This is a genomic window from Brenneria rubrifaciens, from assembly GCF_005484945.1.
GTDB classification, from domain to species: domain Bacteria; phylum Pseudomonadota; class Gammaproteobacteria; order Enterobacterales; family Enterobacteriaceae; genus Brenneria; species Brenneria rubrifaciens.
In genome coordinates this window covers 3709888-3731523 of the sequence record NZ_CP034035.1, presented here as the reverse complement: position 1 = coordinate 3731523, position 21636 = coordinate 3709888, and the positions used below count along the sequence as shown (strand labels likewise).

General features: G+C 51.2%; 13 protein-coding genes, 1 tRNA gene, 3 rRNA genes, 1 pseudogene and 1 riboswitch. Of the genes and pseudogenes, 16 read left to right on the top strand and 2 right to left on the bottom strand.

All coding sequences use genetic code 11. From position 1 onward, the window contains the following. From EH207_RS16615 to oxyR, 3 genes are all read left to right on the top strand, one after another. On the top strand, positions 1 to 2436 hold the full coding sequence (locus EH207_RS16615) for a bifunctional aspartate kinase/homoserine dehydrogenase II (protein ID WP_137714971.1): 2436 nt from the start codon (positions 1 to 3) through the stop codon (positions 2434 to 2436). A 240-nt stretch (positions 2437 to 2676) separates the two neighbouring features. Beyond that, positions 2677 to 3573 carry a methylenetetrahydrofolate reductase gene (gene metF, locus EH207_RS16610; RefSeq protein ID WP_137714970.1) on the top strand — a complete coding sequence of 299 codons (897 nt, stop codon included), beginning with the start codon at positions 2677 to 2679 and terminating at the stop codon, positions 3571 to 3573. Positions 3574 to 4007: 434 nt separating this feature from the next. Then, a complete protein-coding gene (gene oxyR, locus EH207_RS16605; RefSeq protein ID WP_137714969.1) occupies positions 4008 to 4925 on the top strand; it encodes a DNA-binding transcriptional regulator OxyR in 918 nt (305 codons plus the stop codon). On the opposite strand, the gene sthA is transcribed toward oxyR, so the two are convergent. Next, positions 4908 to 6314: a Si-specific NAD(P)(+) transhydrogenase gene (sthA, locus tag EH207_RS16600; RefSeq protein ID WP_377804820.1), complete on the bottom strand. Its 1407-nt coding sequence runs from the start codon at positions 6312 to 6314 to the stop codon at positions 4908 to 4910. The genes oxyR and sthA overlap by 18 nt on opposite strands. 194 nt (positions 6315 to 6508) lie before the next feature. Here sthA and fabR point away from each other — a divergent pair, with 194 nt between their 5' ends. Beyond that, on the top strand, positions 6509 to 7138 hold the full coding sequence (fabR, locus tag EH207_RS16595) for an HTH-type transcriptional repressor FabR (protein ID WP_175413703.1): 630 nt from the start codon (positions 6509 to 6511) through the stop codon (positions 7136 to 7138). Between the two features lie 39 nt (positions 7139 to 7177). Then, entirely contained in the window at positions 7178 to 7549 is a 372-nt protein-coding gene (locus tag EH207_RS16590; protein WP_137714967.1) for a YijD family membrane protein, read from the top strand. A gap of 45 nt (positions 7550 to 7594) precedes the next feature. Here the strand turns inward: EH207_RS16590 and trmA are convergent, their stop codons facing one another. Further along, the gene (trmA, locus tag EH207_RS16585) at positions 7595 to 8698 is read right to left on the bottom strand and encodes a tRNA (uridine(54)-C5)-methyltransferase TrmA (protein ID WP_137714966.1); all 1104 of its coding nucleotides are present in this window, start codon (positions 8696 to 8698) and stop codon (positions 7595 to 7597) included. 134 nt (positions 8699 to 8832) lie between these two features. Then, positions 8833 to 9056, top strand: a riboswitch (cobalamin riboswitch). Between the two features lie 69 nt (positions 9057 to 9125). Between trmA and btuB the strand changes: the two genes are divergently transcribed. The 11 genes and pseudogenes from btuB to EH207_RS16535 all read left to right on the top strand — a co-directional run bounded on the left by btuB (position 9126) and on the right by EH207_RS16535 (position 21544). Beyond that, positions 9126 to 10967 (top strand): TonB-dependent vitamin B12 receptor BtuB, encoded by a 1842-nt coding sequence (btuB, locus tag EH207_RS16580; protein WP_137714965.1) that lies wholly within the window; start codon positions 9126 to 9128, stop codon positions 10965 to 10967. Continuing rightward, on the top strand, positions 10912 to 11769 hold the full coding sequence (gene murI, locus EH207_RS16575) for a glutamate racemase (RefSeq protein WP_137714964.1): 858 nt from the start codon (positions 10912 to 10914) through the stop codon (positions 11767 to 11769). The genes btuB and murI overlap by 56 nt, the downstream gene beginning before the upstream one ends. Before the next feature lie 369 nt (positions 11770 to 12138). Continuing rightward, positions 12139 to 13680 (top strand): 16S ribosomal RNA (locus EH207_RS16570). Between the two features lie 84 nt (positions 13681 to 13764). Next, positions 13765 to 13840, top strand: a tRNA-Glu gene (locus EH207_RS16565). 245 nt (positions 13841 to 14085) lie between these two features. Continuing rightward, positions 14086 to 16991: ribosomal RNA gene (locus EH207_RS16560) — 23S ribosomal RNA — on the top strand. 111 nt (positions 16992 to 17102) lie between these two features. Beyond that, positions 17103 to 17218, top strand: a 5S ribosomal RNA gene (gene rrf, locus EH207_RS16555). Together the 16S, 23S and 5S rRNA genes with 1 tRNA gene alongside form the textbook arrangement of a ribosomal RNA operon. Positions 17219 to 17454: 236 nt before the next feature. After that, positions 17455 to 18492: a UDP-N-acetylmuramate dehydrogenase gene (murB, locus tag EH207_RS16550; RefSeq protein ID WP_137714963.1), complete on the top strand. Its 1038-nt coding sequence runs from the start codon at positions 17455 to 17457 to the stop codon at positions 18490 to 18492. Continuing rightward, positions 18489 to 19448, top strand: a complete 960-nt coding sequence (gene birA, locus EH207_RS16545; protein ID WP_137714962.1) for a bifunctional biotin--[acetyl-CoA-carboxylase] ligase/biotin operon repressor BirA — start codon at positions 18489 to 18491, stop codon at positions 19446 to 19448. Before murB ends, birA begins: the two co-directional genes overlap by 4 nt. Before the next feature lie 183 nt (positions 19449 to 19631). Then, positions 19632 to 20128, top strand: a pseudogene (locus EH207_RS16540) (transposase); the annotation flags it as partial. Between the two features lie 53 nt (positions 20129 to 20181). Continuing rightward, entirely contained in the window at positions 20182 to 20319 is a 138-nt protein-coding gene (locus tag EH207_RS18210; protein WP_175413702.1) for a hypothetical protein, read from the top strand. A gap of 56 nt (positions 20320 to 20375) precedes the next feature. Beyond that, positions 20376 to 21544 (top strand): IS3 family transposase gene (locus EH207_RS16535; RefSeq protein WP_137714961.1). Its coding sequence is split into 2 segments (ribosomal slippage): positions 20376 to 20625 and positions 20625 to 21544, totalling 1170 coding nucleotides; the frame shifts between segments, so codons are not numbered across the junction. The last annotated feature ends 92 nt before the right edge of the window (positions 21545 to 21636 follow it).

The window sequence follows — 21636 nt, the reverse complement described above, 5'->3', positions numbered from 1 at the left end:
ATGAGTGCATTAGGCGTAGCGGCGTCGGCGACAGGCCGGCAACTGCACAAATTTGGTGGCAGCAGTTTGGCCGATGGGAAGTGCTATCAGCGTGTGGCGGAGATCATGGCTGAGTATAGTCATCCGGGCGATTTGATGGTGGTGTCCGCTGCGGGCAGTACCACGAATCAACTGATTAGCTGGTTAAAGCTGAGTCAGAGCGATCGCCTTTCCGCCCATCAGATTCAGCAGGCGTTGCGTCGATACCAGAGCGATCTGATCGCCGGGTTGCTCCCTCCTGATGTGGCTGAGCCGTTGATTTCCCAGTTTATCCGCGATCTGGAGCGTTTAGCGGCGTTGCTGGATGGCAAAATTACCGATGCCGCGTACGCCGAAGTGGTGGGACACGGCGAAATCTGGTCTGCGCGTCTGATGTCCGCCTTGCTTAACCATCTGGACATGCAGGCCTCCTGGCTGGACGCGCGTGATTTTCTGCGTGCGGAACGCGCCGCTCAGCCTCAGGTGGATGAGAGCCGTTCCTGGCCGTTGTTGCAACAATGCCTGGCGCAGCACGCGGGGCACCGTCTGGTGATGACCGGGTTTATCTGCCGTAACGACGCGGGTGAGACGGTCCTGCTGGGACGCAACGGTAGTGACTATTCCGCGACGCAAATCGGTGCGCTGGCGGGCGTGGAACGCGTGACCATCTGGAGTGACGTCGCCGGTGTCTACAGCGCCGATCCACGCAAAGTAAAAGATGCCTGTCTGCTGCCGCTGCTGCGGTTGGACGAAGCCAGCGAACTGGCGCGGCTGGCGGCGCCAGTGTTGCATACGCGCACGCTGCAACCCGTTTCCGGCAGCGATATCGACTTGCAATTGCGCTGTAGTTATCAGCCGGAGCTGGGATCGACGCGTATCGAACGCGTGCTGGCTTCCGGGACCGGCGCCCGGATTGTCACCAGCCATGATGATGTCTGCCTGATTGAAATTCAACTGCCTACGGAACACGATTTCTCTCTGATCCAGCGGGAAATTGAACAGTTACTGAACCGGGTGCAGCTAAAACCGTTGGCGAAAGGGGTTCATCAGGATCGTAATCTGCTGCAACTCTGCTTCACCTCTGAAGTTGTGGACAGCGCCTGGGCGTGTCTGGAACAGGCGGCCTTGCCGATGCGATTGCACAAGCGGGAGGGACTGGCGCTGGTCGCTGTGGTGGGGGCCGGCGTGAGTAAGAATCCGTTGCACAGCCATCGCTTTTATCAGCAGTTGAAAGACCAGCCGGTCGAGTTTGTCTGGCAATCGGAAGATGGGATCAGTCTGGTCGCCGTTTTGCGCGTCGGGCCGACAGAGCATCTGATACGTGGTCTTCATCATTCCTTGTTCCGTGCGGAAAAACGAATTGGTCTGGTGCTATTCGGTAAAGGGAATATCGGTTCTCGCTGGCTTGAACTGTTTGCCCGTGAGCAGAGTAATATCTCTGCCCGCACCGGTTTTGAGTTTGTGCTGGCGGGTGTAGTGGACAGTACCCGCAGCCTGCTGAATTACGATGGCCTGGATGCCAGCCGGGTATTGGCCTTCTTTGCAAATGAAGCACAGGAGCGGAATGGGGAAGATCTGTTCCTGTGGATGCGCGCGCATCCGTTTGACGATCTGGTGGTGCTCGACGTCACGGCCAGTGAATCGGTCGCCGATTTGTATCTTGATTTCGCCAGTTATGGTTTTCACGTCATTAGTGCGAACAAACTGGCAGGGGCGTCCGGCGGCAACAACTATCGTCAAATTCGGGATGCTTTTGCCGAGACGGGCCGCTACTGGTTGTATAATTCAACGGTGGGGGCGGGGTTGCCGGTGAACTTTGCCGTCAGGGATCTGCGCGAAAGCGGCGACACTATTCTTGCTATTAGCGGCATTTTTTCCGGCACGCTTTCCTGGCTGTTTCTGCAATTCGATGGCTCGGTGCCATTCATCGATCTGGTGGATCAGGCCTGCCAGCAGGGGTTGACCGAACCCGATCCGCGAGTGGATCTGTCGGGGCAGGATGTTATGCGTAAACTGGTGATTCTGGCGCGAGAGGCAGGATATGAAATCGAACCGAGCCAGGTTAGAGTCGAATCGTTGGTGCCGCCAGGCTGTGAGGAAGGGTCTGTCGATCACTTCTTCGAGAATGGCGAATCGCTTAACGAACAAATGATACAGCGTCTGGAAGCCGCCCAGGAGATGGGGTTGGTGCTGCGGCATGTTGCCCGGTTTGACAGCAATGGCAAAGCACGGGTGGGGGTGGAGGCCGTGAGGCCGGATCACCCGTTGGCGGCGCTGCTGCCCTGCGACAACGTGTTCGCCATCGAAAGCCGCTGGTATCGGGACAACCCCTTGGTGATCCGCGGTCCGGGCGCGGGGCGCGATGTTACCGCCGGCGCCATTCAATCGGATTTAAACCGTTTGGCGCAACTGCTTTAGCCTAACTCTCAGATGCGCAGAAACGGCTTTCTGCGCATCTCCTGACCTGCCGTACGATCTCATTCCTTCTTTCGCCGCCATTATGAATTTTCTTCATGTAGATTGAGCAATCATCACTGCCTATGCTGATTAAAAGCGTTGACTCTTTAAGTGGATTCCGTCATTTTCTATATGGACGTCTAAACGTATAGACGTTTATGAGAATGATAATAACAGTATCGGTGAATGGGGTAGCAGGGTATGAGTTTTTTTCACGCAAACCAGCGGGAAGCGCTAAATCAAAATCTGGCGGAGTTGCAGGGGCAGATGAATGTTTCATTTGAGTTTTTTCCACCGCACACCCGCGAGATGGAAGAAACACTGTGGGCTTCCATCGATCGTCTGAGCAGTCTGAAGCCGAAGTTTGTTTCCGTAACCTATGGCGCCAACTCTGGCGAGCGCGATCGGACTCACGGCATCATTAAAACCATTAAAGAGCGTACAGGTCTGGAAGCGGCTCCGCACCTTACCTGTATCGATGCTTCCCGTGAACAGTTACGTGAAATTGCCCAGGATTACTGGCAGAGCGGTATTCGCCATATTGTGGCGTTGCGTGGTGATTTGCCAGCGGGCGGCGGCAAGCCGGAAATGTACGCTTCCGATTTGGTTGCGCTGCTCAGAGAGGTCGGTGACTTTGATATTTCTGTTGCCGCCTATCCTGAAGTGCATCCAGAAGCGAAAAGCGCGCAGGCCGATCTGATCAATCTGAAGCGCAAGATCGATGCCGGCGCGAATCGTGCCATCACGCAGTTCTTTTTCGATGTGGAAAGCTACCTGCGTTTCCGTGATCGCTGTGTGGCGACAGGTATTGATGTCGAGATCGTGCCGGGCATTCTGCCGGTTTCCAACTTCAAGCAATTGCAGCGTTTTGCCACTATGACGAATGTTCGTGTGCCGAATTGGATGACGGCCATGTTTGACGGACTGGATAATGACCCGGAAACCCGAAAGATGGTGGGCGCCTCCATTGCGATGGACATGGTGAAGATCCTCAGCCGCGAGGGGGTAAAGGATTTCCACTTCTACACGCTTAACCGTGCTGAATTAAGTTATGCGATCTGCCATACGCTGGGGGTGCGTCCGGCGTTAGCGATATAAGCGAGGATTCCGGGGTTGATGAAATACCTCGGAGGTTCAACATAATCAGTGCGTTCAATCATGACGCGCTAACCTCGATGCTGCTTTTTCTACCAATATCCATGCCGTTGGTAAACTCACCGTTTTCGTCTGGAATGCAGGTGATGCTGACGGCCTTCCAGACATTCACTGCAACATACAAGATGCGACCCACATCAAATTGCTTGAATATATTAGCCGACTCATTATAGCGTGGCAGAGGTTAGAAGCACAGGCGGTGTAAACGCCGTAGGTAAACATGGCTTAATCTTAATGATAAAACCCTTGTGAAATTTATGTAGAAAGAAGTAGATACATGCGATGGAACATATTATTCAATTTGTGTATTGATAGGGATAATCGTTCATTGCTATTCTATTTATCGCCATTTGCTATCATGATAAGGAGAATAATAAATGAATATTCGGGATTTAGAGTATCTTGTGGCGCTGGCGGAACATCGTCATTTTCGCCGTGCCGCGGACTCTTGCCACGTTAGTCAGCCAACACTCAGCGGACAAATTCGTAAGTTGGAAGATGAACTCGGCGTTATGTTGTTGGAACGGACCAGTCGGAAAGTCTTGTTTACCCAGGCCGGATTGTTACTGGTTGAACAAGCGCGAACCGTACTCCGTGAAGTAAAAGTATTGAAAGAAATGGCAAGCCAGCAGGGGGAAACAATGTCAGGCCCTCTGCATATCGGCCTGATTCCGACGGTAGGCCCCTACCTGCTGCCGCAAATTATTCCGATGCTGCACCGTACATTTCCCAAGCTTGAAATGTATTTGCATGAAGCACAAACTCATCAGCTATTAGCGCAACTGGATAGCGGCAAACTGGATTGCGCGATATTGGCGATGGTGAAAGAGTCTGAAGCCTTTATCGAAGTTCCCTTATTTGATGAGCCGATGAGACTGGCGATTTATCAGGATCATCCCTGGGCAAATCGTGAGCGGGTTGCCATGGCCGATCTGGCTGGCGAGAAATTGCTGATGCTGGAAGATGGGCACTGTCTGCGCGATCAGGCGATGGGATTCTGTTTCCAGGCGGGTGCGGATGAAGATACCCATTTCCGGGCGACCAGTCTGGAAACGCTGCGTAACATGGTAGCGGCAGGAAGCGGCATCACGCTGTTACCGTCACTGTCAGTACCGCATCAACGCGAGCGTGATGGCGTCTGCTATTTGAACTGCTACAAACCGGAGCCAAAGCGTACCATCGCACTGGTTTACCGCCCTGGCTCTCCGCTGCGCGGACGTTATGAGCAACTTGCCGATACCATCCGCGAACATATGCAGGGCTATATGGATAACCTGTCAAAACAGACGGTTTAAACCATTTAATGCCGCAACCCGGTAGGCTTCCGCCATCGTTGGGTAATTGAAGGTGGTATTGACGAAATATTCGACGGTATTGCCTTCGCCTTTTTGCTCCATGATGGCCTGACCGATATGAATGATCTCAGCCGCACGCTCACCGAAACAATGGATACCCAGTATCCGTTTCGTTTCCCGGTGGAATAAAATTTTCAGGCTTCCCACATTCATCCCGACAATCTGCGCGCGCGCCAGATGCTTGAACTGTGCGCGGCCCACCTCGTAGGGGACTTTCATTGCCGTGAGCTGCTGCTCGGTTTTGCCCACAGAACTGATTTCAGGAATGGTATAAATCCCGGTGGGAATATCTTCGATCAGATGCGCGGCGGCATCGCCTTTGGTCATCGCCTGCGCAGCAATGCGTCCTTGATCGTAAGCCGCGGAAGCCAGGCTGGGATAACCGATGACATCACCCACGGCGTAAATATGCGCCAGGCCGGTCTGATACATGCTGTTGACCTTGATCTGCCCGCGACTATCGGTGCTCAGGCCGATCGTGTCCAGATCCAACGTTTCGGTGTTACCGGTTCGGCCATTGGCATAGAGTAGACAATCCGCTTTCATCTTCTTGCCGGACTTCAGATTGACGATAACGCCGTCAGGCAACCCCTCAATGCTTTCAAACTCTTCGTTATGGCGGATAACCACGCCATTGTTCCAGAAGTGATAGGACAAGGCATCCGACATCTCCTGATCGAGAAAAGCCAGCAGGCGGTCGCGGGTATTGATTAAGTCGACCTTGACGTTCATGCCGCGGAAGATTGACGCGTATTCACAGCCGATGACGCCGGCTCCGTAGATGATGACGTGCTGTGGCTCGTGATCCAGTTGCAGAATGGAATCGCTGTCGTAGATACGAGGGTGGGAGAAATCCACTTCCGCCGGATGGTATGGGCGTGAACCCGTGGCGATGACGACATTCGCGGCGGTCAGCGTGTCCTGAGTGCCGTCGGGATAGTCTATGGCGATGGTATGCGGATCGCTGAACCGCGCTTCACCAGAAAACAACTCACACTGATTACGTTCATAAAACCCCTGACGCATCCGGGTTTGCTGGCCGATAACGCTATCGGCATGGCGAAGAATATCAGAAAAAGAAGAGCGGATGATGCGGGCGTTATCACTGTACAGTGGGTTTTGGTTGAATTCGATAATACGGCTAACAGCGTGGCGTAGCGCTTTGGAGGGAATGGTTCCCCAATGGGTACAGCCACCGCCAACATTATAATGCCGCTCAATCACTGCAATCTTGGCGCCCTGTTTGGCTAATCCCATGGCGGCGCCTTCCCCGCCGGGGCCGGAACCAATCACTATCGCATCATAATCGAACTGCTTTTGTATGGTCATGGTAGGCTAACCCTGTGTTATATAAAATAATAACTTGATTGTAACATCAGCGGATACACAACCCAATTATCCTTGTTTTTATGATGGGTAACGGTGGTCGCATTTTAATAAGACAAACTTTGTCTCAGTATGCTCAGAGTAAAGTTTGTTATAGTGCTTTTTTGGAAAGGAGAGTAATTGATTTGGGTAGGATAATGGGTGTCAGAGCACAACAAAAAGAACGAACGCGCCGCTCCCTGATTGAAGCGGCGTTCAGCCAGTTAAGCGCTGAACGCAGTTTTGCCAGCCTGAGCTTGCGTGAAGTTGCGCGTGAGGCCGGCATTGCTCCAACCTCTTTCTATCGCCATTTTCGTGATGTGGATGAACTGGGGCTGACGATGGTGGATGAAAGTGGATTGATGCTGCGCCAGCTAATGCGTCAGGCCCGGCAGCGTATCGCCAAAAGTGGTAGCGTAATCAGAACCTCAGTTTCCACCTTTATGGAGTTTATTGGCAATAACCCTAACGCTTTCAGATTGTTATTGCGTGAGCGTTCGGGAACGTCCGCTGCATTTCGTGCGGCCGTCGCACGTGAGATACAGCATTTCATCGCAGAGCTGGCGGACTATCTGGAAGTTGAAAATCATATTCCCCGCAGTTTTGCGGAGGCGCAATCGGAAGCAATGGTTACCATTGTTTTCAGCGCCGGGGCTGAGGCGCTGGATGTCGATCTGGAACAGCGCAGGAAGCTGGAGGAGCGCCTGGTATTGCAATTGCGCATGATCGCCAAGGGCGCCTATTACTGGTACAGAAAAGAGCATGACAGCAGTTTCAGTCTTCCATAGGTAAAAAGCTCTAGGAGTCTAAATGAGAAGGGAGAAACGATGATAGAACAACCTCATTCAGAAAAAGGCACGCTGATTTTAGCGTTAGCTGCCGGCCTGTCCGTAAACGGCTCATTTGCCGCGCTGTTCAGCTCAATCGTTCCGTTTTCGATGTTTCCTCTGATTGCGCTGGTTTTATCTATCTACTGCTTGCATCAGCGTTATATGAATCACAGCATGCAGGAAGGGGTACCGATGTTGGCCGCGGCCTGTTTTCTGTTGGGGTTGCTCCTCTACAGCGCGATTGTCCGTGTTGAATATCCGGCCATCGGTTCCAACTTTGTCCCTTCGTTGCTTTGTGTGGCGCTGGTGTTCTGGATCGGCCTCAAACTGCGCGCCAGAAAGTTAACAAAAGAGAGCGATACGCCATAAGGACATCGAACCTGGCGGTTGCACGTCGCCAGCGGCAAGTTTGAATTACGAACGTTTTTCCAAAAGCACGCCGCATTCCATATGATGGGTATAAGGGAACTGATCAAACAGCGCCAGACGGCGAATTTGATGGGTTTCGTTCAGTGTTTCCAGGTTGTGGCACAGCGTTTCCGGGTTGCAGGAAATATAAAGAATGCGCGGGTAAGCCTGTACCAATCTGACTGTTTCCGAATCAAGCCCGCTACGCGGCGGATCGACGAAAATGGTTTCACACTGATAGCTCGTCAGATCGATACCCTCCAATCGATTAAACTTTCGTACGCCTTGCATTGCCTGAGTGAACTCTTCTGCCGCCATACGGATAATCTGTACGTTACCAATCTGGTTTGCCGCAATGTTATGTTGCGCCGCCGCGACGGAAGGTTTGGCGATTTCGGTGGCCAGTACCCGATCAAAATTTCGAGCCAGCGCCAGCGAAAAGTTTCCGTTACCGCAGTAAAGCTCCAGCAAATCCCCTTTTGATCCTTCAGTCGCCTCCAACGCCCATTCCAGCATCTGAATATTCATTGCCGCGTTAGGTTGAGTAAAACTGTTCTCTACCTGACGATAAATCATATTCCGGCCCGCCACGGGCAAACATTCGTCAACGTAATCCCGTTCGAGGCAAATTTTGGTTTTTGTCGCACGCCCAATGAGCTGTAAGCGGAAGCCTTGCGCGCGCAGACTCGCGCGCAGCGCATCGGCATGCTGACGCCACACATCGTCCAGCGCGCGGTGATATAACAGCGATACCGCTACCTCGCCGCTCAGCGTGGATAAATAATCAATCTGGAACAGCCTGCGGCGCAGGACCGGGTTAGGCCGCAATGCGCTAATCAGCGCGGGCATCAGATGGTTAATCAGTTCACTGGCGGCGGGAAATTGATCGACCCGGATCCGCTGTTTTGTCTGCTGATCAAACATGATGTGATAGAGCTCGTCGCCGTCATGCCAGATGCGGAATTCCGCCCGCATCCGATAGTGGCTGACGGGCGAGCGGAAAACCGCAGGCCGCGGGGCATTAAAAGGCGCCATCATCCCGCACAGACGTTCAGTCTTTTGTGCAAGCTGGTCGTCATATTGATCGATAGGCAGGATTTCTGGCGTCATGGTTTTCTCGTCCGAACAGCGTCTAGAAAGGGCTTATTGGCGGGGAATTGTAGGGAATCCCGCTGGGAAGTCCAGTTTTGTTGCGTGATCGTCTTGCAACGAAATGGCAGTCTAGACATCTGCATAGCGCGATCGTAGCATGTGCGTCCGGCCTCGTATCACGAGTTAAAAGGGAATCCAGTGTGAATCTGGAGCTGACGCGCAGCGGTAAGGGAAAGCCAGAGCAATAGCATGATTGCAGACACTGTCTTTTTAAAGATGGGAAGTCATCGCTCTTTGTTGTTAACCATGCCTTCGCTTTGAGTCATGGTAACAACGGCACCCAAGCCCGAAGACCTGCCGGTATACGTCGCAGTCACCATGACCATCGCGTGCTATCGATCGTGGTAATGCGGCATCCTTGATATATGGTTTGGATGCTCGATTCATGTTTAAACAAACAACGCTGCTGACAGCGCTTTCTGTCACAGCTTTTCCTGCTTGGACGCAAGACGGCAATTTATCGCAAAACTCTTCTGAAAACATGGTAATAACGGCAAATCGCTTCCAGCAACCTGTTTCCTCTGTACTTGCCCCAATGGATATTGTTACTCGCGATGATATTGAGCGTTGGCAGGTTAAAAGCCTGACCGATGTTATGCGGAGGCTTCCTGGGGTGGATATCGCACAGAATGGTGGACGTGGACAAAGTGCGTCGATGTTCATTCGTGGCGCAAATTCCAGCCATATACTCGTCCTGATTGACGGCATTCGAATGGCTTCACCTGGCGTTACCGGCAGCGTGGATTTTAATCAGATACCGATGTCTTTGGTGCAACGTATCGAGTATATCCGGGGACCTCGCTCAGCCGTTTACGGCCCGGAGGCCATCGGCGGAGTGATAAATATCATTACTCGGAAAGGAACTGACGGCGGAAAACTAGAGGCTGGCGTTGGCTCAAATAAATATCAACTCTATGATGGCAGCATACGACAGCATATTGGTGATAATACTGCGCTAAGTTTAGCGGGCTCTTTTGAAGAGATGCGGGGTTTTAATGTGTACTCTGCATCATCCGTTCCAGCCGATAACGATAATGACGGTTTTCGTAGTAAGGCCCTTTGGGGAAGCGTAGAACAGAGATTCAGCGATTCATTTTCGGGTTTTGCGCGTTTGTATGGTTACGGTAATAAAACCGATTATGATCAGGTTGTTGCGGACTCCAGCGATGAGCGACAGTTATACAGCCGAAATTTTGATGGCGGTCTACGATTCCAGCATAGCGATTTTGCATCGCAGCTTATTGGAAGCTACCAGACGTACAAAGATTATAATTTTGAATCTGCCAGAGGTAATTATGTTCCCGGCTACTCGTTAAATGAAGTTACGCAACAAAGTTTATTGTGGGGCAATACGCTACAGATTCTAAATGGTTCGGTCAGTGCTGGCGTTGATTGGCGTAGAGAAGAAAACAAACCGGGTACGAGTAATCAAGGACATACGCGCGATAATACGGGGCTTTATATTACCGCCCAACAGCAGTATTTTGAGCAAGTGACGTTAGAAGGGGCTATACGTACAGACGAGAGTAGCCAATACGATCGGCATAATACTTGGCAGGCCGCCGCGGGTTGGGCGTTTATGCCGGACTATCGTTTCATTGTGTCTTATGGTACTGCGTTTCGTGCCCCCGCATTCGGTCAGATATACGGTACTTGGGGTAATGAAGATATTAAAGCAGAAGAGTCATCCCAATGGGAAGCCGGGCTGGAAGGCCTCACGGGACCGCTATCATGGCGTTTATCCGCTTATCGCAACAAAATTGATAACCTTATAGATTACGATTTTACGACTAACAAGTATTTCAATACGGATAAAGCAACCCTGAAAGGCATTGAGTGGACGGGTTACATTGATACAGGGATATTTAGTCATCGTTTAATATTAGAATACCTGAACCCAAGACGGGATTCGGATAATAGCGTGTTGTCACGTCGATCCAAGCAAAAAGCTTCTTATCAGATTGACTGGACTATGTTTGATGTCGATATAAATATCGCTTATCAGTACAACGGTAAACGATACGATAACAGCCCAAATCTGTTTAACTCTCATCAACGTCGCCTCCCAAGCTACAGCACGGTCGATTTCGCCGCGTCATATCCGATAACCTCTCAACTAACGGTTCGTGGTAGAATTGCCAACCTGTTTGATAAAGAGTACGAGACGGCATATGGCTACCGAACGGCAGGGCGAGAATACTATCTCACCGGAAGCTATACCTTCTGATCTGCTATCCCGACCTACGGTTCTGGTGTTTGACTCCGGCGTGGGCGGGTTGTCTGTTTATGATGAGATCCGGCAACTTTTGCCGGATCTCCATTATATTTATGCATTCGATAATGAAGCGTTTCCCTACGGTGAAAAGCCAAGACAGTTTATTGTCGAACGTGTTGTCGAGATCGTTACTGCCATTCAGCAGCGTCATCAACTGGCATTGGTTGTGATTGCCTGTAACACCGCCAGTACCATTTCTCTTCCCGCCTTGCGTGAGCGTTTTACTTTCCCTGTAGTGGGTGTGGTTCCTGCGGTTAAACCGGCGGCGAAACTGACGCGTAATGGCATTGTTGGCCTGCTGGCGACCCGTGCGACGGTGCAGCGTCCTTATACGCACGAACTTATCGCCCGTTTTGCGCATGATTGCCAGATATTATCACTCGGCTCATCAGAGCTGGTTGAATTGGCGGAAGCAAAATTGCAGGGGGAGACTATCTCAATTGCCGATTTGCAAAATCTTTTGCGCCCCTGGCTACGTTTACCTGAGCCACCGGATACGGTTGTGCTTGGATGTACACATTTCCCATTACTGGCAGAAGAATTGCAAATGGCGTTACCCGATGGGACGCGGCTGGTGGATTCAGGTTCGGCAATCGCTAGAAGAACCGCGTGGCTGGTCGCTAATCTTAGACGTCCCGCACTCTCAACAGAAAAAAATCTGGTTTATTGCCTGGCGATTACACCTAAAGTTGCCACCCTATGGCCAGTGTTGCAGCGTTATGGCTTCTTTTCGTTAGAAAGATTGCCACTTTAATACGCTAATGGGTAAATTGTAGGCGATCGACAGTTTTTTCGCATTTAGCGCTTGTAAGCCGCCGTGAAGTCCCTATAATGCGCCTCCACTGACCCGGGAACGGCGGCAACGCGGTTGTGAGGGCAGCATGAAGTCGGGCATCAATCGCTTGACTTTACAGCGGAACCGCGTAGATTATGCGGCCCGCGCCGCAGGATAATGCGGCACCGCTCTTTAACAATTTAATCAGACAATCTGTGTGGGCACTCACAAGACCGTATCTCAAAGATATACCAAGTCTTGAAGAGTGACTGACAGTAAATTCATTACGAATAAACAGTTATTGATTCTTTGAGCAAAGCTATTCACTTAGCGAATCAAACCATTCTTAAATTGAAGAGTTTGATCATGGCTCAGATTGAACGCTGGCGGCAGGCCTAACACATGCAAGTCGAGCGGCAGCGGGAAGTAGCTTGCTACTTTGCCGGCGAGCGGCGGACGGGTGAGTAATGTCTGGGGATCTGCCTGATGGAGGGGGATAACCACTGGAAACGGTGGCTAATACCGCATGACGTCGCAAGACCAAAGTGGGGGACCTTCGGGCCTCACGCCATCGGATGAACCCAGATGGGATTAGCTAGTAGGCGGGGTAATGGCCCACCTAGGCGACGATCCCTAGCTGGTCTGAGAGGATGACCAGCCACACTGGAACTGAGACACGGTCCAGACTCCTACGGGAGGCAGCAGTGGGGAATATTGCACAATGGGGGAAACCCTGATGCAGCCATGCCGCGTGTGTGAAGAAGGCCTTCGGGTTGTAAAGCACTTTCAGCGGGGAGGAAGGGGAAAGGTTTAAGAGACTTTTTCATTGACGTTACCCGCAGAAGAAGCACCGGCTAACTCCGTGCCAGCAGCCGCGGTAATACGGAGGGTGCAAGCGTTAATCGGAATGACTGGGCGTAAAGCGCACGCAGGCGGTCTGTTAAGTTGGATGTGAAATCCCCGGGCTTAACCCGGGAACTGCATTCAAAACTGACAGGCTGGAGTCTCGTAGAGGGGGGTAGAATTCCAGGTGTAGCGGTGAAATGCGTAGAGATCTGGAGGAATACCGGTGGCGAAGGCGGCCCCCTGGACGAAGACTGACGCTCAGGTGCGAAAGCGTGGGGAGCAAACAGGATTAGATACCCTGGTAGTCCACGCCGTAAACGATGTCGACTTGGAGGCTGTGGTCCAGAACCGTGGCTTCCGGAGCTAACGCGTTAAGTCGACCGCCTGGGGAGTACGGCCGCAAGGTTAAAACTCAAATGAATTGACGGGGGCCCGCACAAGCGGTGGAGCATGTGGTTTAATTCGATGCAACGCGAAGAACCTTACCTACTCTTGACATCCAGAGAAGACTTCAGAGATGAGGTTGTGCCTTAGGGAGCTCTGAGACAGGTGCTGCATGGCTGTCGTCAGCTCGTGTTGTGAAATGTTGGGTTAAGTCCCGCAACGAGCGCAACCCTTATCCTTTGTTGCCAGCGATTCGGTCGGGAACTCAAAGGAGACTGCCGGTGATAAACCGGAGGAAGGTGGGGATGACGTCAAGTCATCATGGCCCTTACGAGTAGGGCTACACACGTGCTACAATGGCGCATACAAAGAGAAGCGAGCCTGCGAGGGTGAGCGGACCTCATAAAGTGCGTCGTAGTCCGGATTGGAGTCTGCAACTCGACTCCATGAAGTCGGAATCGCTAGTAATCGTAGATCAGAATGCTACGGTGAATACGTTCCCGGGCCTTGTACACACCGCCCGTCACACCATGGGAGTGGGTTGCAAAAGAAGTAGGTAGCTTAACCTTCGGGGGGGCGCTTACCACTTTGTGATTCATGACTGGGGTGAAGTCGTAACAAGGTAACCGTAGGGGAACCTGCGGTTGGATCACCTCCTTACCAGCAGAGCGGATTGAGTGAAGTGCTCACACAGATTGTCTGATGAAAATAACGAGCAAAAGCGTCAACAAAGTACGGTGTCGTGTCCCCTTCGTCTAGAGGCCCAGGACACCGCCCTTTCACGGCGGTAACAGGGGTTCGAATCCCCTAGGGGACGCCAGCGCATCCGACCATTCCGGTGAAAGCGGGGGTCTTCAGTAAGTGTTCATGCTTATCTTTTATCTTAAAACTGACTAGCGATAGTCAGGGTTTGCGATATTGCTCTTTAACAATCTGGAACAAGCTGAAAATTGAAACGATGCGGCGGCATGAGTCTTTAGCGATAAAAAGGCGGTCGCATCAGAGTCTCTCAATAATCACGGCGCGAAGAGGCTTTGAAGAATCAAAGACACCTTCGGGTTGTGAGGTTAAGCGACTAAGCGTACACGGTGGATGCCTAGGCAGTCAGAGGCGATGAAGGGCGTGCTAATCTGCGATAAGCGTCGGCAAGGCGATATGAGCCGTAATACCCGACGATACCCGAATGGGGAAACCCGGTGCACTAGTGCATCATCGTTTGATGAATCCATAGTCAAACGAGGCGAACCGGGGGAACTGAAACATCTCAGTACCCCGAGGAAAAGAAATCAACCGAGATTCCCCCAGTAGCGGCGAGCGAACGGGGAGAAGCCCAGAACCTGAATCAGTTTGTGCCTTAGTGGAAGCGTCTGGAAAGTCGCGCAACAAAGGGTGACAGCCCCGTACACGAAAAGGCACAGACGGTGAGTTCGATGAGTAGGGCGGGACACGAGACATCCTGTCTGAAGATGGGGGGACCATCCTCCAAGGCTAAATACTCCTGACTGACCGATAGTGAACCAGTACCGTGAGGGAAAGGCGAAAAGAACCCCGGCGAGGGGAGTGAAACAGAACCTGAAACCGTGTACGTACAAGCAGTGGGAGCCTCTCTTAATGGGGGGTGACTGCGTACCTTTTGTATAATGGGTCAGCGACTTATATTCTGTAGCAAGGTTAACCGAATAGGGGAGCCGCAGGGAAACCGAGTCTTAACTGGGCGTTAAGTTGCAGGGTATAGACCCGAAACCCGGTGATCTAGCCATGGGCAGGTTGAAGGTTGGGTAACACTAACTGGAGGACCGAACCGACTAATGTTGAAAAATTAGCGGATGACTTGTGGCTGGGGGTGAAAGGCCAATCAAACCGGGAGATAGCTGGTTCTCCCCGAAAGCTATTTAGGTAGCGCCTCGTGAATTCATCTTCGGGGGTAGAGCACTGTTTCGGCTAGGGGGTCATCCCGACTTACCAACCCGATGCAAACTGCGAATACCGAAGAATGTTATCACGGGAGACACACGGCGGGTGCTAACGTCCGTCGTGAAGAGGGAAACAACCCAGACCGCCAGCTAAGGTCCCAAAGTCATGGTTAAGTGGGAAACGATGTGGGAAGGCCCAGACAGCCAGGATGTTGGCTTAGAAGCAGCCATCATTTAAAGAAAGCGTAATAGCTCACTGGTCGAGTCGGCCTGCGCGGAAGATGTAACGGGGCTAAACCATGCACCGAAGCTGCGGCAGCAATAGCGATATTGTTGGGTAGGGGAGCGTTCTGTAAGCCTGCGAAGGTGGCCTGCGAGGGCTGCTGGAGGTATCAGAAGTGCGAATGCTGACATAAGTAACGATAAAGCGGGTGAAAAACCCGCTCGCCGGAAGACCAAGGGTTCCTGTCCAACGTTAATCGGGGCAGGGTGAGTCGACCCCTAAGGCGAGGCTGAAAAGCGTAGTCGATGGGAAACAGGTTAATATTCCTGTACTGGGTGTTACTGCGAAGGGGGGACGGAGAAAGCTAGGTTGGCCGGGCGACGGTAGTCCCGGTTTAAGCGTGAAGGTGGATGACCCTGGAAAATCCGGGTCGTCATTAACACTGAGGCGTGACGACGAGCCACCAAGGTGGCGAAGTAACCGATGCTACGCTTCCAGGAAAAGCCTCTAAGCACCAGGTAACACGCAATCGTACCCCAAACCGACACAGGTGGTCAGGTAGAGAATACTCAGGCGCTTGAGAGAACTCGGGTGAAGGAACTAGGCAAAATGGTGCCGTAACTTCGGGAGAAGGCACGCTGGATTTGGTGAAGTCCCTCGCGGACGGAGCTGAGACCAGTCGCAGATACCAGCTGGCTGCAACTGTTTAATAAAAACACAGCACTGTGCAAACACGAAAGTGGACGTATACGGTGTGACGCCTGCCCGGTGCCGGAAGGTTAATTGATGGGGTCAGCCGCAAGGCGAAGCTCTTGATCGAAGCCCCGGTAAACGGCGGCCGTAACTATAACGGTCCTAAGGTAGCGAAATTCCTTGTCGGGTAAGTTCCGACCTGCACGAATGGCGTAATGATGGCCAGGCTGTCTCCACCCGAGACTCAGTGAAATTGAACTCGCTGTGAAGATGCAGTGTACCCGCGGCAAGACGGAAAGACCCCGTGAACCTTTACTATAGCTTGACACTGAACCTTGAGCCTTGATGTGTAGGATAGGTGGGAGGCTGCGAAATGCGGACGCCAGTCTGCGTGGAGCCGACCTTGAAATACCACCCTTTAATGTTTGATGTTCTAACGTGGGCCCCTGAGCGGGGTCGCGGACAGTGTCTGGTGGGTAGTTTGACTGGGGCGGTCTCCTCCCAAAGCGTAACGGAGGAGCACGAAGGTCAGCTAATCCTGGTCGGACATCAGGAGGTTAGTGCAAAGGCATAAGCTGGCTTGACTGCGAGAGTGACGGCTCGAGCAGGTGCGAAAGCAGGTCTTAGTGATCCGGTGGTTCTGAATGGAAGGGCCATCGCTCAACGGATAAAAGGTACTCCGGGGATAACAGGCTGATACCGCCCAAGAGTTCATATCGACGGCGGTGTTTGGCACCTCGATGTCGGCTCATCACATCCTGGGGCTGAAGTAGGTCCCAAGGGTATGGCTGTTCGCCATTTAAAGTGGTACGCGAGCTGGGTTTAGAACGTCGTGAGACAGTTCGGTCCCTATCTGCCGTGGGCGTTGGAAGACTGAGAGGGGTTGCTCCTAGTACGAGAGGACCGGAGTGAACGCACCGCTGGTGTACGGGTTGTGATGCCAATTGCATTGCCCGGTAGCTAAGTGCGGAAGAGATAACCGCTGAAAGCATCTAAGCGGGAAACTTGCCTCGAGATGAGTCTTCCCTGGGACTTTAGGTCCCCATAAGGGCCGTTGAAGACGACGACGTGGATAGGCTGGATGTGTAAGCGTAGCGATACGTTGAGCTGACCAGTACTAATGACCCGAGAGGCTTAACCTTACAACGCCGAAGGTGTTTTGAGAGAGAAGAGATAGTCAGCTTGTTCCGTGATAGGTTCCGGTGGTTGTGCGAGAGGAAAGGCGCATGACGGTCGGGACGGAAAAGAATTTGCCTGGCGGCGATAGCGCGGTGGTCCCACCTGACCCCATGCCGAACTCAGCAGTGAAACGCCGTAGCGCCGATGGTAGTGTGGGGTCTCCCCATGTGAGAGTAGGGAACTGCCAGGCATCAAATAAAACAGAAGGCCTCATGCGAAAGCATGGGGCTTTTTGCGTTGGGGCCGGTTATGAGAAGTGCTTCTGGAAGCGAACGTTGCCTTGTTTTGTCTGTAATAACCATTGCCAATGAAACGGAATTTGCCTTTTAGCTGTCCACTCGTAGCAACAGCATGTATAAAACAACGCTGATATCCGACTCGGATCGGATAAACTATGACGTATCTAAACCAATGAGTATGAATGCGATGGCGAATGATGTCATATCACTAAAACCTTATAATTCCTTTTCATTATCGGTATCTACGTCATCTATCATTGTGGCTGATACACAGGCGTTGTTAATCAATGGATGGCAATCAGCTATTTCATCGCATAAGCCAGTCTTATTGCTGGGTGAAGGGAGTAATGTCCTTTTTTTGGAAGACTTTGCCGGTACAGTTTTGCTTAATCGTCTTAAAGGTATTGTGGTAACCGAGGATCGCGAGGGCTGGCATCTCTGCGTTGGCGCTGGCGAAAATTGGCATTATTTAGTTGAATATACGCTTAAACGAGGCATTGCTGGGCTTGAGAATCTGGCGTTAATTCCCGGCTGCGTGGGGTCCGCGCCGATTCAGAATATTGGCGCTTACGGTAAAGAACTTCAGCATGTATGTGAATATGTTGATCTATTGGATCTTTCCAAAGGAACAGTACAGCGTCTAGATGCCGCCGATTGTCGGTTTGCTTATCGTGAAAGCATATTCAAGCATCAATATCGTAATGGATTTGCTATCACTGCGGTAGGTTTTTATCTGAGGAAAGATTGGCATCCAATATTAAGCTATGGTGGTTTGACGAAACTAGATCCTGCCACGGTTACACCACAACAAATCTTTGATTCAGTATGCCACATGAGGCGTAGCAAACTTCCTGATCCAGCAATTACAGGTAATGCCGGTAGTTTCTTTAAGAACCCTGTTGTTACACAACAGCATGCTGAACTTATTTTAAAAAAATACCCAAATGCACCTCACTATCCGCAGCCGGAAGGGAAGGTAAAACTTGCAGCAGGTTGGCTGATCGAACAATGCCATTTAAAAGGTTTTCAAATCGGTGGCGCTGCGGTTCACAGCCAGCAGGCATTGGTACTGATAAATAAAGACAATGCGATAAGTGCAGATATTGTTGATTTAGCACGCCATGTTCGCTATCAGGTCGCCAGTAAATTCAATGTCTGGCTTGAGCCTGAAGTGCGTTTTGTTGCTGCACATGGAGAGGTAAATGCCGTTGAGGTATTGTTATGAGAGATATTAAAGTTCCTCTCAAACTCATTCAGGTCCTATCGAATGGTGAGTTTTACTCAGGTGAGCTCTTGGGTGAAATGATGGGAATGAGTCGGGCAGCGATCAATAAACATATCCAGACGATCCGGGATTGGGGAATCGATGTTTTTACCATAACCGGAAAAGGATATTGTTTAACTGCGCCGATGCAATTATTGGACGAGAAAAAAATTCGAAGTGTTTTACCCGAAGGCGGTATCACGGTTTTGCCGGTCATTGATTCGACAAATCAATACATTTTAGATAGGTTAAACTCACTGTCCTCAGGAGATGCTTGTATCGCTGAATATCAGCAATCCGGGCGAGGTAGGAGAGGTAGACAATGGTATTCTCCTTTTGGGGCTAATTTATATTTTTCTTTATATTGGCGCTTGGAACAAGGGCCTGCGGCAGCGGTAGGTGTAAGCTTGGTCATTGGCATGGTGATGGCAGAAGTATTACATAAACTGGGAGCAGAAGGCGTTCGGGTAAAGTGGCCTAATGACTTGTATTTAAATGATAGAAAACTGGCAGGTATTCTTGTAGAGCTGACGGGAAAAACCGGGGATGCTGCACATCTAGTTATTGGTGCAGGCATTAATCTACGAATGCGTGACCCGGTAAATGACGTAATTAATCAAGGATGGATAAATTTGCAGGAAGCTGGAATTACAATAGATCGTAATGCATTGGCATCAAGCTTGATTTCAGAACTTCGCTCGGCACTTGCGACTTTTGAACAGCGTGGGCTAGAGTTTTTTATCTCCAGGTGGGAGACACTGGATAATTATTTCAATCGCCCCATCAAATTGATCATTGGTAATCGAGAAATATATGGTGTTGACAGAGGTATTGATCGGCAAGGTGCTCTGTTGCTGGAAAGTGGGGGCGTGTTAACACCTTATCTTGGTGGTGAGATTACGTTGCGTGGTGTTTAAACAAGTGAAGCTGCAAAAGCTATGGATGCTGGCCTTTCAACAATGACCCGATGGGTCAGACAATTACGGGACGAACGACAGGGAAAGACACTGACACTGACACTGACCCTGACCCAAAATCCTGCTCCATTCAGAAACAGAATTCCGGCATGATAAACACTCCCCTGAACGGAGGCTGTGCCGATGAAAAAGTCACGATTCACTGAAGAACAGATTGTTTTTGCCCTTAAGCAGGCTGAACTGGGTACATCAGTGCCGGACGTCTGCCGCAAGCTGGGTATCTCCGATGCCACTTTTTACACGTGGCGTAAGAAATACGGCGGGATCTCCCCTTCAGAACTGAAACACATGCGGCAGTTGGAAGAAGAGAATCTCAGGCTGAAGAAGCTGGTTGCCGACCTGAGCCTCGATAAAGCCATGCTACAGGACGTGTTGGCAAAAAAGATCTGACGCTGGCACGTCTGCGCGAATGGGTCAGGGATTTGCAGGCCCGTTACGGAGCCAGCGAGAGGCAGGTTTGCTTTGCGCTACGCGTCAGTCGCAGCTCATTCCGCTATCGTTCTGTGGCCGCAGACGATAGCGCGCTGCGCTTGCGCATTCGGGAGATCACCGAAACCCGGGTGCATTACGGTTACCACAGGGTACACGTGATGCTCAGGCGGGAAGGCTGGCGTGATAATCACATGCTGTAATCTTAAAATGATCCCGGCATGTGATATCTGAGGTGGCCGCCATGACAACCTTCATTGGACTTGATGTTTCTCAAAAGAAAACAAGCATCTGCGTTATAGCTCATAACGGTAATAAAATTCGTACGGTTAACGTCGATAAGCATCCTGGTGTTATAGCTGATTATGAAGTGGCACACTGAATTTGGCCACCTGAACAGAGGTGATATGCTCACCTCAGAACAACACAGGTGCTCCAATGAAAAAAAGAAATTTTAGTGCAGAGTTCAAACGTGAAGCAGCTCAGTTGGTTGTCGAGCAGAGCTACACCGTTGCTGAAGCAGCAAAAGCCATGGATATTGGCCTTTCAACAATGACCCGATGGGTCAGACAATTACGGGATGAACGACAGGGAAAAACACCGAAAGCTTCCCCTATTACCCCGGAGCAAATTGAAATACGTGAGTTGAAGAAAAAACCACAACGTATTGAAATGGAAAATGAAATATTAAAAAAGGCTACCGCGCTCTTGATGTCAGACTCCCTGAACAGTTCTCGTTAATCAGAAAACTCAGGGCGCGTTATCCCGTGGCTACACTCTGTCACGTATTTGAGGTTCACCGCAGCAGCTATAAATACTGGAAATGCCGTCCTGATAAGCCGGACAGAAAGCATACAGAGTTACGCAGTCAGGTTCAGGAACTATACAACATTAGTCATGGCTCAGCCGGGGCAAGGAGTATCGCCGCAATGGCAACGCTCAGAGGCTTCCTGATGGGGCGCTGGCTTGCCGGCAGACTCATGAAAGAGCTGGGGCTGGTCAGTTGTCAGCAGCCCATCCATCGGTATAAACGCGGTGGCCATGAACACATCGCTATCCCGAATCACCTTGAGCGTCAGTTCGCAGTGACAGAGCCTAATCAGGTGTGGTGCGGCGACGTGACGTATATCTGGACAGGTAAGCGCTGGGCATACCTCGCCGTTGTTCTCGACCTGTTCGCGAGGAAACCGGTGGGCTGGGCAATGTCGTTCTCACCGGACAGCAGACTGACCATCAAAGCGCTAGAAATGGCGTGGGAAGTTCGCGGCAAACCAGCCGGGGTGATGTTCCACAGCGATCAGGGCAGCCATTACACAAGCAGGCAGTTCCGGCAGTCACTGTGGCGGTACCGGATCAGGCAGAGTATGAGTCGTCGTGGAAACTGCTGGGATAATAGTCCGATGGAACGCTTCTTTAGAAGTCTGAAGAACGAGTGGGTGCCGGTGACTGGTTACACAAGCTTCAACGATGCTACCAGTGCAATAACGGACTATATCGTTGGGTATTACAGTGCGCTCAGGCCACACGAATATAACGGTGGGTTACCACCAAACGAATCGGAAAACCGATACTGGAAAAACTCTAAAGCGGTGGCCAGTTTTAGTTGACCACTTCAAATATAACGGTGGATTACCGGCAAACGAATCGAAACACTGATACTGGAAAAACGCCAAAGCGGTGGTCAGCGGGGGTATAACGA

Coding starts and splice junctions, on each gene's coding strand:
- trmA (WP_137714966.1), bottom strand. CDS start 8,698: ATGACGCCAGAAATCCTGCCTATCGATCAATATGACGACCAGCTTGCA.
- sthA (WP_377804820.1), bottom strand. CDS start 6,314: ATGACCATACAAAAGCAGTTCGATTATGATGCGATAGTGATTGGTTCC.
- birA (WP_137714962.1), top strand. CDS start 18,489: ATGAGAGATATTAAAGTTCCTCTCAAACTCATTCAGGTCCTATCGAAT.
- EH207_RS18210 (WP_175413702.1), top strand. CDS start 20,182: ATGACAACCTTCATTGGACTTGATGTTTCTCAAAAGAAAACAAGCATC.
- murI (WP_137714964.1), top strand. CDS start 10,912: ATGGCTACCGAACGGCAGGGCGAGAATACTATCTCACCGGAAGCTATA.
- btuB (WP_137714965.1), top strand. CDS start 9,126: ATGTTTAAACAAACAACGCTGCTGACAGCGCTTTCTGTCACAGCTTTT.
- fabR (WP_175413703.1), top strand. CDS start 6,509: ATGGGTGTCAGAGCACAACAAAAAGAACGAACGCGCCGCTCCCTGATT.
- metF (WP_137714970.1), top strand. CDS start 2,677: ATGAGTTTTTTTCACGCAAACCAGCGGGAAGCGCTAAATCAAAATCTG.
- murB (WP_137714963.1), top strand. CDS start 17,455: ATGGCGAATGATGTCATATCACTAAAACCTTATAATTCCTTTTCATTA.
- EH207_RS16590 (WP_137714967.1), top strand. CDS start 7,178: ATGATAGAACAACCTCATTCAGAAAAAGGCACGCTGATTTTAGCGTTA.
- oxyR (WP_137714969.1), top strand. CDS start 4,008: ATGAATATTCGGGATTTAGAGTATCTTGTGGCGCTGGCGGAACATCGT.
- EH207_RS16615 (WP_137714971.1), top strand. CDS start 1: ATGAGTGCATTAGGCGTAGCGGCGTCGGCGACAGGCCGGCAACTGCAC.